The sequence below is a fragment of the Campylobacter sp. RM15925 genome, assembly GCF_012978775.1.
Classification (GTDB): domain Bacteria; phylum Campylobacterota; class Campylobacteria; order Campylobacterales; family Campylobacteraceae; genus Campylobacter_A; species Campylobacter_A canis.
This window is the reverse complement of sequence record NZ_LIWP01000005.1, coordinates 139,599-153,600: the sequence shown is the minus strand read 5'-3', so window position 1 is coordinate 153,600 and position 14,002 is coordinate 139,599. Positions and strand designations below refer to the sequence as shown.

Here is a 14,002-nt window from a genome sequence, read left to right as displayed (position 1 = left end):
GAAATTTAGATATAGCAAAAACCAAAATTCCAACAATCACCGTGATAAATAGTACAGAAAGAATTGTTTGATTTTTCAAAACTGCATTTAAAGTCTCATCATAATCGCTAAATTCGTTTGAAGAACACACAAGCCAATTAGCAAGATCGTATCTTTTGCAAGCACCTACTTTTCTTACTCCTTCGTATTCAAATTCAAACGCCTTTTCTCCGTATTTTTTAAACTCATTTTGCAAAAGACCAACCGCTCTTTTTGCAGGTTCGGAATCAGACATTATCAAATTTTTATTTGTGTGATATACCAGCTTTGAACTATCCAGATCAACCAGGCTTAAAACACCCGTATTGCTGTCTTTCATTTTCACCAAGGTATCTCCAAGCATAGAAAGATCCACATCGGCTCCAACTACGCCCATAACCTTACCGTTTATAAGAATTTGCTTTACAAAGCTAGATACTATTTTATTGCTTCCCGGATCCAAATAAGGCTCCGTTGCAAATATCTTATCAGCCTTAGCAACCTTATACCAATCACGACTTCTTGAGTCATATCCGTCTTTTTCAAAGCTTAAAATTTCGTATTTTGGCTCCCTTGATCCCTTTTCAAAGAAGGCATTTATAAGCGAACCGTCATCATCAAACCCTATAAAAAGAGCATCAAGCTTAGCAACGGCTATAAGATCTCCAAAATTTGCCTTTAAAGCCTCTTTATCCGAGAAAAATTCGGGATTTTTTTGCAAATAATAGATAAAATTCTCTACCGCATCCACTCTTGAGCTTACATACTCCTCTATAAAAAGCCCTCCTGAAAGAGTAATCGCCTCTTTTGACTTTTCAGATAGTCCTATCATAGCCAGCGTAGTTTGCCTATAGCTCAAAAATGCAAACGTAAGAAAAGATGCGGTAAGCAAAACAAATATAATTGTCGCGATTTTATTTGAAACTCTACTAAACATAAAACAATCTCCCTCCCTTTTGTGATTAGCTTTATTTAAACTTAAAAATAGAATTTTGGGATTATACTATAGAGGTTGTAAAAATTTATTAAAAATAAATTTTTAATTGTTTATATATTATTTTATTTTAATTTATAATATCAATTTTTGAAAAGCGTTTTATAAGATTTAATTTTTATATACAATACTTTATTCTTGCAGTATAAGCTAATTCAAATTAAAAGATAAAATAGATTTTTTGATTTAAAAATATGGGAGTTTGGTTGCAGAAGAGGGAACAGAATAAGCCTATTAAATGCTGTATTATAGGGATTTTGTTTAATTAAATTTTTAAGTGACTCACATCTGACTCACTTTTTTTGGGAACTTTTTAGAATAAATTAGTTTAAAAAAGGAAAAAGATAGAAAAAGTTAGAATAACTGTTTTTAGGGATGTAAGATATATGGTTTTCTTAATTAATCAACCAATATCTTTTTTAACATAACATACTCAGTTGTTCTATACTCTTCTTTAAATCCGCAACTTAGAAATAAGTTTATTGCCGGATTATCTATTGCTATATCATCATATATCTCTTTGATACCGTTATCTTTTGCTTTTTTGCATAATAGCGTTAATGCTATCTTTCCATATCCTTTTTTACGGTAAGGTGCATATATGATAACGTTTGTAACATATATACTTCTTTTATTATCAAAGTGATAAGCTATTTCACCTATAAATTCATTCTCTTTTTGTATATATCTGTAAAAATATCTGTTATCTTTATCTGATATCCATTTATTATGCCATTGTTCCCATTGATGACTAGGAAAGGGAATCGTACCTCCCCAAGAGCGATTATACTCCATTGTCTTTTCATCATTTAACATCTTTTCTCTAAACCATAAATCTTGAAGTTTTGGAATGTATAGGGTTAGCATTTTATTTATCTCCATAATGTGTTTTACATTGAGCTATCTCTATGATATCTTGATCGGTTAGTCTAAATACCAGTCGATGTTTTTCGTCTATTCTAGAGATACCCAAAGAGAATATTTTATTCTCTTTGGGTTATATTATCCTTATAGCTCAGATGTGTTAGTGTTTAAGCCGGTATCATCAGTTTGATTAGGAGTTCCTAATAAACCTAGAGGCTCTGAGTTAGGAGTTTCGTTTGTGATCGGATATGTTTTACCGAATTTTTTATATATGGACTGGGCAGTTACCGTCCAATAATTGTTAATTTGGAATGTCTCTATTATGGCATTTGCGTCTATAAAGAAATTTTTACTTCCAATAACCGTCACTGCTTATACTATCAAAGATGCCTTGATTGATTTATTTTTGTTAAGATAAAGTTTCAACTAACTTTATCCGCCGTGAATCCACATATCCAGCTCTTGCTCTGCCGGAGCTTTGATATTAAAATTTATATTTCCACAATTATCATATAAGAATTTACGTCGCAAATGTTTCATATGAGTATAAGCCAAGACTTCGTTAAAGTTTTCCAAACTCTCATATCCGCTTTTTATTCGCATTAAATTTTCTTTGTTTTTAATTTTTATTAAATCTTCTTTATGGTTAAGCTCGATATACCAACTTATATAACCAGGTCTAGCATAATTCACAAAAAATTGATTTTCTTTAATTAAAAATGATTTTTCTAAAAACATTTTTCCACCATGAAGCGGATTTTTCTCTTCCGATAAGATGATAGGCTGTCTAAAGCCTAGAATTTCATTCTTATATATAAAATATTTAGATAGATCGGATATATTTATTTGCTTTTTATCTTTTATCTCGTAATCAAAACTCTTTCTGTCGGTATTTTCAACCAAAAAATCAAACCAATTTTCTTCATTAAAATCGCCGATTAGGTAGAGCTTAGAGATGCTCGCCTTATAAAACCTAGAGCCGAAATTTTTCATATCATGCTCGTCGATAATGGTATTTCGCAGAACCTCATAGTCGTGATATCTTTTAAAATAATTTATAGCCAAATTTTGAAGTAGCTCTTCTTTGCTTAAAATTCTATTTTCTTTAAGGCAATATCCTTGCTTGTATTTGTTATAATCAGATATATCTATTATTTTAAATCCAAGCTTTGCGGAATAATCCGGCACAACCCTTACAAGCACAACCGATAAAACAAAAACTATTAAAAGGACAATCCAAATAGTCTTTTTAAATTTAAGGCCGAAGATTAAAATTTTAATCTTATTTAACGTGTTATTCATTTATGCTGTCTTTACGTATACTATAAGAGTTACTAAAATTTGCAAGGATATTACAACAAGCCCAATAAGTCTTTAACACTTCAAACTTTCTCATCTCTTATCCTTTCTAAAAAATTCTGTTATTAGTTTAGTATTGCACTCTTCTAAATGATACTTCTTACCACCGTCACAGCGGGTTGAAGAACTTCTTGATTGACTACCAACTGCTTTTATAAGACTCTCTCCAAATATTCCTTGATATCTAAAATCTCCATATATATTATCCGCCAATATCTTGCCTGTGTTTCTATCTTTTATAATTCCTCCATAGTTAAATTCTATCCCGAGTAAATTATCAAATACAGTTGTTATATTAGGTTTAAGTTCCATCGGTCGACTATGAGGATCTTCGGTCAAAATCTCAATAGAAGCTATCTCATCTTCTGAAATTTCTTTACGGGCTATACATTTGCCTTTGTATATCTCTTTGAGACTTTTCATTCCGTCTTTTATGAAATCTATCACTTCTTTAGGTATTTTTGTATCCGTTATTGATTTATTTCTATCTTGAATTAGTATCTCTACATCCTTAATAATTTGTTTTTCGTCTTTTTTGCTTGAATGTAGTTCGTTATAAAATGTTTCTAGCTCATCAGGAGTTATTAGGCTGTTTGAGATGTTTTTTAAAAAGGTTTTAACGCTTATCTTAGTGGACAAATAACACTCTTTGGCTCCATCATTATCAAGATAAATTCTAAAATACTTACCGTTTGTGGCATTGTTTTCGCTTTTTTCCTTATAGTCTATAAAATCCACATAGCCGTTCATTAAAGAGATAAAATTTGCATCGGTTACGTTTTCGGGAAAATTGAATAATCTAGTTGTAGTAGGATATAATACGGGGAAATTGTATATGTTATCCTTCATAATTTTACTCTCTCCCAAATAATAAGCATTTATACTAGGCTCGTCATAGATATTTATATTTGCATACTTATAGCTATAATAATAACCAACAATCCAAATTACCAACAAATCTCCAAAAAACACTAAAAACCATATAAGAAGCGCTCTTAGCTTACGTATGCCTTTGGGTCTGATTAAAGCCATAAAGAAAGTTACGATAAGAAGTATTAGGATTATAAAAAAAGGAGTTGCGGGATGCATATCAGTCCTTTAAAAAGTTATATGCAAATTTAAATTAAACATAAAAAGCTTTTTTATAATAGTAATATTTTATTACTGACAACTTTAATGGAGTCTTAAAGTATCTAACTTAGTCTTATGACAAACAGAGATAAACTCAAGATACATTGATAGTCATATATAGTGATAAATTATAACTGACTTTATAAGTCATCGTTTGGATTAGAACCAGCAACTAAAAAGTAAACAATAGTTTTATTTAAACCATAGATATCAATACAACTGTCTTATAATAGATTTAATATAAAAGTGTGTCGCTAAGAGTATAAAGCGTAGCGACACAAATTCGACACACTTTTTTTCGGAATAGAATAGAATCAATAAGAAATTTAAGGAAAAAATAAGAAAAATTTAAGCAAAAATAGATCAAAAATCAAAGAAAAATAGTTGATTATAAGCTCATATTTAAGGCTTTTTAAGAACTTTTTGGAAAGAAAAAGAATAAAACGGAAAAATAAAGAAAAAAATGGAACTGAAAGGAAATGGCTCCGGATGCTGGAAGCGAACGGAATTTGACTAAATACCGAACTTTAGGCACTTTAAGCTTACTAAAAAATCGTTAGTGTCTCACTTTTGTCTCACTTTTATCGGAATAAAATGACATAAAATTTGAAATCTTTAGAAATAAAATGGAAAAAATCGGAAAAGTTTTTGTTAAATTTCCTAAATTTTTCAATCGGTTTTCAAAAGGTAAAATTACAAAAATATGTTAAATCCCTAAATCTAGGGCTTTAAATGATATTAAAAAAATGATATGTTTTTTATCTTTAATAAAATGCCATATTTTAGGGCTTTATAATTAGTCAAATATCTTATTCTTTGCCTATCTTAAAAATTTGTTTTTTATCTTGATTTTCTGTATCTTTTTAGATACAATTATATAAAAAACAAGAAAGATTTACTTGCAAAAGATAGTTGATGTATATTTTTATAAAACTTCTCTTGGCAATGAACCGGTTAAAGAGTGGCTACTATCTCTTGATAAAGAAGATAGAAAAATAATTGGTATGGATATACAAGAAGTTGAATTTGGTTATCCTATAGGAATGCCTTTAGTGAAAAAATTAAACAGCAAATATAAACTGTGGGAGGTGAGAAGCGATCTGTCTAGTGACAAAATAGCTAGAGTCATCTTTACTATTTATAAAGATTATATGATTTTGCTTCATGGATTTATAAAGAAAGATCAAAAAACACCGCAAAAAGATATAGACAAGGCGATAGAAAGACTTAAAAATATAAATTTAGGAGATTTAGATGAAGAATAAACATATTGGAAGTAGCTTTGAAGAGTTTTTAAAAGAAGATGGTATATATGAAGAGGTATTAGATACTGCCATTAAAAGAGTTATAGCTTATCAAATTCAAGAAGAGATGAAAACTCAAAAAATTACTAAAACAAAGATGGCTCAACTTATGAAAACAAGCCGTAGTGTAGTAGATAGGATGCTAAGCCCTACGAATAGCTCTCTTACGTTAAATACTCTTGTATCAGCTGCTAACGTACTTGGCAAGAAATTAAGCATAGCTATTATTTGATGTTAATAAGTGAATAATAAGTATTTTTTTAATTTGATTCTTGCCTCTATTGTTCAAACAATTTATTCTTAGTCTATATATTGCATATTGATAAAAGTATTGAGTTAATTGCGACTATAAGTTTTAGAAAAAATATAAAAAACACTATAGATTAATTATAATTTTAATATAATGTTCGGTCAAATTATGATACAATAAATATTTATATTATTATGTAATTATTTTTATTTTAACGTTAAGGAAAATCTATGTTAACAAAGTCAAATGTATCATCGTTGTATGTAAGTTTGTTCGGTAGGGCGAGTGAGAGCTTAGGCAATCAATATTGGATAAGTCAATCAGCAAATAAGAGTATGTCACAAATAGCAGATGATATGCTTGCCACTTTAGCTGCAAAAAAGTATTTTGGCGATACTCTTAATGATAACTTTAAATTCATTAACTTTATTTATGAAAACACCCTAAATAAGTCATATTATGAAAATAATAAAGGTATGGAAGTAGATAAAGCTGGTATTGAATATTGGACAGAACTACTAAATAGTAACAAATATACAAAAGGTGAAGTATCTGCTAGTATGATCCAATCTATATATGATAAAAAATATGAGAATTTAAATGCGGCAAAACTATTTAAGAATAAAGTCATGCTTTCTGATAAAATAGCGGATGCTGTCAAAAGTGAAGTTAAAGTTAATGAACTAAAGCCATTTATAGACGCTGTAAATAAAGTCAAGGCTAACTCTACTGTAGCCGACATAGATAACTTGGTTAGAGAAGTTGCTGGTGGGACACCAAAACCACAAAACAAAGATGGTTACCATTGGGAGGTAGCCACAGCCGCTCAATATCCTATATTTTCCAAGGCGAGAGAAGAAAAACATAAAGAAACTAAAAGCGAATTTTCAAAATTAGTTATACATAGCAACAAAACTGGAATAATTAACCTAGATAAAATGCCGGATATTATTAGCATCGATGGCATTGATATAGAGGCAATCGGTCATCATCGAGATACTTCTGGAACTGGTATTCAGCATGTTTTAAACCCGAACAAAGGTTGGCTACCATTATTAACACCCGGTGCGGTAGTCGAATTTCAGATTGGTAGGTATAATGAACCGGGTCATAGATATGTTCTTATAAACAAAACAGAAGATACTCCGGAGACATATGATGATAATCTAAATCTTGAAACAGATGTAATGATACGAATAGCTGGCGTTCCAGAGTCTAATCAAGATTATTATTATAATATATCTGAGGTACCTACTGAAATAGGATTGATATAAAAATAAAAATTTTGCAGGAAATTATTTTTTAATACTTTCACTTCAAATTTAGAAAAAATGATGATAAAATTCTCTCATACCCAAAACCTCCTTTTACTTAAATTTTTGGGTTTTTATCCTTATTTTGTTGTTTTTTTGCAAGAGAGAGCAAAATTTTCTCATATTTTTACTCTCTCAATTCTCTGAAATCCACGTTTGACAAGGGCTAGAGAGAATTTGATTTGTATTAATTTAAATTTAAGGTTTTCCCGGTATAGTACCACTATCCCTTCGAAAGATGGAGATGGTATAGCGAACTAGGGTCGTAAGACAACACAGGTAGACATAAAACCAGAGGCTAACAAAACAGATCCCGTTAGCCTCCCTTGTTAGCTCATAGAGCATTTAAATATAAAAATTTTAAAAAATGCAAAAATTTTTGCATTCAGTTAGCCCTTAGGGCATTGTAACACAACAATAACCGAGTTAGTTAGCCCATAGGGCATTGAAACACTCAAGTTTCTCAAAAAAATCTCGGTTTTTTTAATTTTTGTTAGCCCTTCTGGGCTTCTCTCTGCAGTGAAGAGAAAAACCTTTACGTAATATTCTTATAAGCCCCCTTCGGGGGCGATTAACTCAATTTTTACAGCCTTTTACTTAATATTGGTCATTTTGTTATAGATTTTTCTTAAGGAAGCAAAAATTTAGCCCATAGCTTTATGGGCTAAAACAATTTTAATTTATTTTTCTTTTACAAAAAAGGTTACAGTGGCATTATAGCCTTTTTGTAAAGCTTTTCCGACTAGCTCAGGGGCTATTTTTTCATTTATGTCTTTTCTTAGATTTACTACTGCAAGCCATCTACCGCTAGAGGTTACGCGAAATTTAGTTTTACCACTACTATTGACGTAAGAACCTATAAATCCTGCTCCGCTTTGCTCGCCATAAGCTTTAATTGTGATCGGCATACCGTTTATTTTTTCATTTAAAAGTTCGCCCATAAACAAAACCTCAAACTCTACTTCATCACCTACTTTTAAATTGCTTAAGTCACTAATAGGGATTATTTCAAGATCATGCCCTATTGGTTTTGGTTTTTTCCATTCGCTTACACTTACATAAGCCTTAGCAAAACTTTGAAAATTCAAAGACATTGAAATTTCTTTTGCGCTCTTTATCTCATTTAGATAAATTCTGCCCCATTTTTCTCTACCTTTTTCATCTTTCCAAGTAGAGAATTGAACGTTTCTTGTTGCTGCAGCTACTTGATATACACCTTTTGCTGAAGTATCTGTAAAATAAACTTTATTTGCAAGCATATCTCCGTTAAAAACCAAAGCTTCAGGAAAATCTTTACTAGGTTTTTCTTGATAAACTCTTGTTTCAATACCTTCGTTGGCAGTTTTATCAAATTTAAACTCCGTCTTTTTCATATTCGGATCATAAATTTCATATTTCTCTAAACTGTTTCCCATAAAGAAATCATCAAAAGGCAAGGCATGACCCCAGCCTATATTTACACCTATGCTTCCGGGCTTATGTTCCATTGATTCACTTAAATTTATAAAAAAATCATGAGCTTTTAAACCAAAAGCCATAGCACATAATGCTATTATGCTAAAAATCATCTTTTTCATTGTTTTCCTTTAATATCATTTAAAATCATATTTTAGGTTAAGACCCGCTCTCCAAACTCGACCTTCGTTTATCGATGATTCGCCACCAAGGCTATAATAAAGCTTATCGGCTAGGTTTTCAACCTCTACAAATGGAGTTAGAGTAAATCCACCAAGTTCATATCTATAGCTAAGTTTTGCATCGACGATGGTTTTGTTTTGGCTAGGATGTTTTGAACCATCGCTAATTTTCAAGTCCAAAGCATTTGTAGCTTGAATTGAAAAATCAAATCCAGCCAAATCTACTATAGTTGCACCGTATTTTAAGCTTCTATCAGGCGTTCCGTATAACCTCTTACCCTCGGCGTTTTTAGTTTTTGAGTTTGAATATGCTAAATTTAGGATTAGCCAATCGATCGGATAAAATTCACTTGAAATTTCAAATCCTCTTACTTTTGAATTTCCTTCGTTAAAATATAACCATTCATTGTTAGGAAGTAGTATAAGTCTTATTTGGTCTTTATAGTCGGTATTGTAATAACTTACTTCCAGATTTCCCCAATCACTAAGGCGTTGTTTTAATCCTATTTCATAGCCTTTTGCTTTCTCAGGCTTCAAATCAGGATTCCCTCCCAAGAATTTAGGTAGATATCTTTGCGGTGCGCTAGGCGTATTAAACGCCTTACTATATCCTGCCCAAAGAGTAGTATAATCATACTCTGTGCCTGCAAAAGGGAATATAGAGATACCAAAATTTGGGCTGGTAGCTTTCATCTTTTTACCTGCAGTATCATAGCTATCGTGACGAATTCCTGCCACAAAAAGAGCGTAAGGGATAGGCTTATACTCTATTTGAGCAAAAGGAGAGACATTTTTCTCGCTTTTATCAAAATCCATACTAGGGCTTGGTTTTTCAAATTCATAATTTCTTGCATTCATATCGACTTTTTTATACTGCAAACCGATTATATTTCTAAGTTTTTCATCTTCTAGCCAATTTATTGTGCCTCTGATTTCGCCTTGTAATGCTTTTTCTTTATAAATAGCATTGACCTGTTTTGCAAAAAAATCTTCGGGTTTTGTATTGGAACCGTAAGTCATATCAAACGTTCGCTTTATGATCCCTAAGTTGGAATATAGCGAAAACATTTCACTAAATTTACCCTCATAGGTTAAAAATCCGCTTTTGGTATCATATATATTGTTGTAGATATTGCTCCAATCGTTTTGATTATAATATGAGCCATACCAGCCTTGTGTCTTATCACTTTTATCTTGTGTAAAATCAAAGCTTATCTCATGGCTATCGGCAAAGGCATAATCAACACGTGCAAATATATTTTTTTGATCTTTTTCGGTATGAGGAATAGTGCCTTTTGGAGTTTTGTATTTATCTTGTTTAGATGAAGCTATATCAAGAAAGTAAGTGAGCGAATTCCCCCCCCCCACTATTAAAATTAGTGCCTCCACCAAGGCTAAGATTTGCTCCAAATTGTTTTCCTGTGCCTGCAAATACCCCAGTTTCTATAAAAGGATTATCAACATCGCCTTTTTTTCTGATGATATTTACAACACCTGAGGTTGCTTTAGCACCGTGAATTGCTGCTTGAGGACCTTTTAATACCTCAATTCGCTCAATTGAGTTCATAGACAAAGAAGGATTATTTGCTATGTCCGAAAAAAAATTCATATCTCTACCATTACTTAGAACAGATGGGGTTTTACCGCGAATATATAAACTTTCTGCCATTCCTCCGCCCATAGGCTCAACTCCTGCCATATGTTTAATTGCTTTATATGCATCTGTTGCAGAAGCTTTTGCCTTAATATCATCACTGGTGGTTATGCTCACATTAGCCGGAACTTCTTCAACCTTTATCGGCGTTTTAGTAGCCGTTACCGTAACTTCATCCAATGCTACTTTAGCAGGTTTTGTGTTTGCTTCTGCAGCGTTAACTTGCAAAACAGCAGCAGCGGTTAGAATAGAAAAAGCAAAGGCTTTTTCAAACGAATTTCTCATATAGTCCTCCTTTTATAAGAATTTTAATAATAATAATCATAAATATTAAAACTATACTAAAAGTTTCTTTAAGATTTATAAAATATTTTAATAGAAGATTACTTTTTTGAATAAAAAGTTGTAAATTCGTAATAAAAAGGAGTCTGGAGAGAAATTTGATTAGCTTTTTGCTAATCTCTTAAAAATCGCCAACATTTCAGGTTTCATAAGCTTTTTCAATCCATCAGCACGTATTTTCTCAAACTCCTCATCATAAATCATCCTGCCTTTTGTTTGTGGCTTATCTTTCTTAGTTTTTTTGTTTTTCATGTTTTTATTCCTCTTTTTTTCAAAAGTATATCATACTCTCTCTACGGATTCGCTCTCTCAAAAATCCAACTCAATTATATTTATGAATGGTCTTTCTCTCTCTTGAGCGAGAGGGATATAAGATACCTAAAATGCAGATCGGTAGTGTGTAAGATTTTCATTATTTTTAAATTTTTAAGCCCCATTTTACTAAAAATTTGTGCCAATATTCAAATACATCACGCTTGCCTTGCTCATATTTTGCACGGTTATAGGCCTTATCTGATTTTACCTTGTGTCTTAGTTGATGATCAAGGCATAGCGATAGCACCTGCTCACTAAAACCTAACTTTTCAGTATAGTTTAGTTCACTCATAAGCGTTTGAAAAGTTGATCTAAAGCCATGCATATCCACAACCCCCTTAAAACCTAGCCTAATTACCGCCATTCTCATTGTGTTATCGCTCATGGGCTTACCGGCATTTGCACCTCTAAAAAGAAATTCCTCATTTTTACCATAAGTTGGAAGAGACCTTAAAAATTTTATTGCCGTATCAGTTAGTGGCAATATGAAATCCTCGCCCATTTTCATATTTATACCTTCTATTTTCCACTCTTTTTTGTCAAAATTAATATCCTTCCACCTAGCCTCTCTAGCATTTGAAGGGCGCACCGCAAATAAAATAGTCCATTTCATACAAAGCGGAACATTTATATCTCCCCAATACTCATCAATAGACTTTAAAAAATGTGATAAGTGGTCAATATCCAGAATCGCTTTTCTTGGGATCTGTTTTTTTATAATGAAATGTTTACTGAAATTTTGAGATATGATTCTAGTTGGATTATTGGCTAGCAATCCATTAATAACAGCGTAATCAAATATCTGATTAAGCCTATTTAATATTTTATTGACAGTATTTGTTCGCGGATTATTCTCAGTTTGTAAAGATTTTAAAATTCTTAAAAAAATCGGCCTAGCCTTTACAGTGTCTCTAATAAGTGATATCTCCATATTTTTAATTTCAGGTAATAACAAATTTTCAAATTGATTCATAAAACGCTGAAGTGTCTTTAGCTCAGCTTTAGTACTATTTACATGAGTTTTGTATCTAAGCCATATATCATTAAAAGTTCTAATAGCATCTTTTGCAATCGGTTCATTGGCAGAAATTTTTGACAAATAAGGTGCTGAATCTCTTATGGCTTCTTTTATCCCATATATGCCCTTTACCCACTCTCCAATAACCGTGGTCGTATATACACCGCTTTCATTACGGTATTTGATTTTAAAAATTTTCTTGCCGGATGGAAAAATAAATAGTTTTAGCCCCTTAACACCTTTAACGCTAACGGATTTTCTATTTTCATCTGCTTCAATAGACATTATTTCTTTTTCAGTGCTTATCTCTATGATTTGTGGCATATCATTCCTTTTATAAATGACTCACAAGTGACTCACTTTTAGGTGAGTCAGTAGATTTATAGTGACTCACATATGACTCACTTTTTTTTGGAAAATTATACCAAAAATATGAAATTTAAGGAAAAATAAAGAAAAGTTTAAGCTAAAAATAGTATTGATACAATAGTTTAAAAGCTGAAAATATCGTAGTTTTAGAAAGTTTTGGAAAAAGTTAAAAACTTAAGAGAAAAAGGTAGAAAAAGTTACTTGGTTGCAGAAGAGGGATTTGAACCCCCGACCTTCGGGTTATGAGCCCGACGAGCTACCACTGCTCTATTCTGCGTCAATATAAGGTTGAATTGGATGGGGTAAGAGGATTCGAACCTCTGAATGTCAGGACCAAAACCTGATGCCTTACCGCTTGGCGATACCCCAATACCAAATAAGAAAACGTGATTATATTCATTTTTTCGTTTTTTGTCAAGATACAAACGGCTAAAATAGCTAAAGTTAAGATAATTTTCTCCGCTTTAAAGTAGCACTGACAGAGATAATCTTCTAAATTTCAATCTCAACAACACCCCCAAAATCAAATAAATCAAACTTAAATAACTAAATTTTATCCATATAAGATGTATCGTAAATCCCTTCGATACGTCTTTTTATATCATCTTGCCAACCTGCGCTTAAAGCTTTTAAATTCATAAATTTATCGATCAAATGAGCATTTTCCTTGGGCGCATAAAATACGCGATTTACATCACTCACACTCATGGAGCCACTATCTCTAAAAATCATATCCACACTATCACCCGCTTTGCAAGAACCGGCTTCAAGTACTCTATAATACCATCCGCTAAGCCCACTTCTAAAAATTTCTTTTGCTATGCCGGCATTCATCCAGCGTTTTGATAGCTTAAAACAAGGTTTTCTAGGCTGGCTTACTTCAAGCACAAGCGAGCCTATCTTATGCACATCACCGATAAAAACGTCATTTTCATGAAGTCCTGATATGGTTAAATTTTCTCCCATTGCGCCAAATGGCAAATTTGCAAAACCCAAAAACTCACTCCACACAGGATAATTTTCGTAAGAATTTGCAAATATAGCCTTTTGCTCTCCTCCGTGATGCACCTTATCGGCCACATCATCACCTTTAAAGCCAAATTTATCTGCATAAATTTCATCATTTGTCGCCGTTTTAAATATCGCGCTTTGCCAAATTTTATTAAGCGGATCATTTGAGTTTACATCTCCGTAAGTTTTAACTTTACCTATCAGCAAGGCTTTTACAATTGCCATTTTATACCTTTTATAAAATTTCTTTTGACACCGAATAATCAAAAATAAGCTATGGATAATAACATCTAAAAAGACACTGCCATCCGTCCAGACATTGCTTGCAAACGTTTTAATCGAAATTTGAGTCATTGTTTATTCTCAAAATCACTGGGCGTTGATACGTATCAACACTTAAATTTTGATAATTCAATACAATTT

General features: G+C 32.0%; 13 protein-coding genes and 2 tRNA genes. 3 read left to right on the top strand and 12 right to left on the bottom strand.

Features of this window, described 5'->3' with window-relative positions:
* The 4 genes from CDOM15925_RS04745 to CDOM15925_RS04725 form a co-directional block, all read right to left on the bottom strand.
* Nucleotides 1-955: PDC sensor domain-containing protein (locus tag CDOM15925_RS04745; RefSeq protein ID WP_169941603.1), on the bottom strand; the 955-nt coding region annotated here is incomplete at its 3' end.
* A 456-nt stretch (nt 956-1,411) separates the two neighbouring features.
* Complete coding sequence (locus tag CDOM15925_RS04740) at nt 1,412-1,879, bottom strand: GNAT family N-acetyltransferase (RefSeq protein WP_169941601.1); 468 nt, start codon at nt 1,877-1,879, stop codon at nt 1,412-1,414.
* A 429-nt stretch (nt 1,880-2,308) separates the two neighbouring features.
* Nucleotides 2,309-3,178, bottom strand: coding sequence for a hypothetical protein (locus CDOM15925_RS04730; RefSeq protein ID WP_169941599.1), 870 nt, complete (start codon nt 3,176-3,178; stop codon nt 2,309-2,311).
* Nucleotides 3,179-3,268: 90 nt separating this feature from the next.
* Entirely contained in the window at nt 3,269-4,324 is a 1,056-nt protein-coding gene (locus CDOM15925_RS04725; protein ID WP_169941597.1) for a hypothetical protein, read from the bottom strand.
* A 941-nt stretch (nt 4,325-5,265) separates the two neighbouring features.
* On the opposite strand from CDOM15925_RS04725, the gene CDOM15925_RS04720 reads away from it, so the two are divergent.
* The 3 genes from CDOM15925_RS04720 to CDOM15925_RS04710 all read left to right on the top strand — a co-directional run bounded on the left by CDOM15925_RS04720 (nt 5,266) and on the right by CDOM15925_RS04710 (nt 7,194).
* Nucleotides 5,266-5,631: a type II toxin-antitoxin system RelE/ParE family toxin gene (locus CDOM15925_RS04720; RefSeq protein ID WP_211436673.1), complete on the top strand. Its 366-nt coding sequence runs from the start codon at nt 5,266-5,268 to the stop codon at nt 5,629-5,631.
* Nucleotides 5,621-5,902 carry an XRE family transcriptional regulator gene (locus CDOM15925_RS04715; protein WP_169941595.1) on the top strand — a complete coding sequence of 94 codons (282 nt, stop codon included), beginning with the start codon at nt 5,621-5,623 and terminating at the stop codon, nt 5,900-5,902. Before CDOM15925_RS04720 ends, CDOM15925_RS04715 begins: the two co-directional genes overlap by 11 nt.
* A 248-nt stretch (nt 5,903-6,150) precedes the next feature.
* Nucleotides 6,151-7,194 carry a hypothetical protein gene (locus CDOM15925_RS04710; protein ID WP_169941593.1) on the top strand — a complete coding sequence of 348 codons (1,044 nt, stop codon included), beginning with the start codon at nt 6,151-6,153 and terminating at the stop codon, nt 7,192-7,194.
* 719 nt (nt 7,195-7,913) lie between these two features.
* Here CDOM15925_RS04710 and CDOM15925_RS04705 read toward each other — a convergent pair.
* From CDOM15925_RS04705 to CDOM15925_RS04670, 8 genes are all read right to left on the bottom strand, one after another.
* On the bottom strand, nt 7,914-8,810 hold the full coding sequence (locus tag CDOM15925_RS04705) for a DUF4198 domain-containing protein (RefSeq protein WP_169941591.1): 897 nt from the start codon (nt 8,808-8,810) through the stop codon (nt 7,914-7,916).
* A gap of 15 nt (nt 8,811-8,825) precedes the next feature.
* Nucleotides 8,826-10,238, bottom strand: a complete 1,413-nt coding sequence (locus tag CDOM15925_RS04700) for a TonB-dependent receptor (protein ID WP_169941589.1) — start codon at nt 10,236-10,238, stop codon at nt 8,826-8,828.
* The gene (locus tag CDOM15925_RS04695; protein WP_169941587.1) at nt 10,204-10,809 is read right to left on the bottom strand and encodes a TonB-dependent receptor plug domain-containing protein; all 606 of its coding nucleotides are present in this window, start codon (nt 10,807-10,809) and stop codon (nt 10,204-10,206) included. The genes CDOM15925_RS04700 and CDOM15925_RS04695 overlap by 35 nt, the downstream gene beginning before the upstream one ends.
* 159 nt (nt 10,810-10,968) lie before the next feature.
* Nucleotides 10,969-11,118 carry a hypothetical protein gene (locus CDOM15925_RS04690; protein ID WP_169941585.1) on the bottom strand — a complete coding sequence of 50 codons (150 nt, stop codon included), beginning with the start codon at nt 11,116-11,118 and terminating at the stop codon, nt 10,969-10,971.
* Between the two features lie 166 nt (nt 11,119-11,284).
* A complete protein-coding gene (locus tag CDOM15925_RS04685; RefSeq protein ID WP_169941583.1) occupies nt 11,285-12,523 on the bottom strand; it encodes a tyrosine-type recombinase/integrase in 1,239 nt (412 codons plus the stop codon).
* A gap of 247 nt (nt 12,524-12,770) precedes the next feature.
* Nucleotides 12,771-12,845, bottom strand: a tRNA-Met gene (locus CDOM15925_RS04680).
* 17 nt (nt 12,846-12,862) lie between these two features.
* A tRNA-Gln gene (locus CDOM15925_RS04675) sits at nt 12,863-12,937 on the bottom strand.
* 177 nt (nt 12,938-13,114) lie between these two features.
* Nucleotides 13,115-13,804: an MOSC domain-containing protein gene (locus CDOM15925_RS04670; RefSeq protein ID WP_169941581.1), complete on the bottom strand. Its 690-nt coding sequence runs from the start codon at nt 13,802-13,804 to the stop codon at nt 13,115-13,117.
* Nucleotides 13,805-14,002 lie beyond the last annotated feature (198 nt).

Excerpts from the sequence above, each read along its gene's own strand:
- CDOM15925_RS04710 (WP_169941593.1), top strand. The coding sequence starts at position 6,151 with ATGTTAACAAAGTCAAATGTATCATCGTTGTATGTAAGTTTGTTCGGT.
- CDOM15925_RS04730 (WP_169941599.1), bottom strand. The coding sequence starts at position 3,178 with ATGAATAACACGTTAAATAAGATTAAAATTTTAATCTTCGGCCTTAAA.
- CDOM15925_RS04715 (WP_169941595.1), top strand. The coding sequence starts at position 5,621 with ATGAAGAATAAACATATTGGAAGTAGCTTTGAAGAGTTTTTAAAAGAA.
- CDOM15925_RS04695 (WP_169941587.1), bottom strand. The coding sequence starts at position 10,809 with ATGAGAAATTCGTTTGAAAAAGCCTTTGCTTTTTCTATTCTAACCGCT.
- CDOM15925_RS04740 (WP_169941601.1), bottom strand. The coding sequence starts at position 1,879 with ATGCTAACCCTATACATTCCAAAACTTCAAGATTTATGGTTTAGAGAA.
- CDOM15925_RS04725 (WP_169941597.1), bottom strand. The coding sequence starts at position 4,324 with ATGCATCCCGCAACTCCTTTTTTTATAATCCTAATACTTCTTATCGTA.
- CDOM15925_RS04670 (WP_169941581.1), bottom strand. The coding sequence starts at position 13,804 with ATGGCAATTGTAAAAGCCTTGCTGATAGGTAAAGTTAAAACTTACGGA.
- CDOM15925_RS04685 (WP_169941583.1), bottom strand. The coding sequence starts at position 12,523 with ATGCCACAAATCATAGAGATAAGCACTGAAAAAGAAATAATGTCTATT.
- CDOM15925_RS04690 (WP_169941585.1), bottom strand. The coding sequence starts at position 11,118 with ATGAAAAACAAAAAAACTAAGAAAGATAAGCCACAAACAAAAGGCAGG.
- CDOM15925_RS04705 (WP_169941591.1), bottom strand. The coding sequence starts at position 8,810 with ATGAAAAAGATGATTTTTAGCATAATAGCATTATGTGCTATGGCTTTT.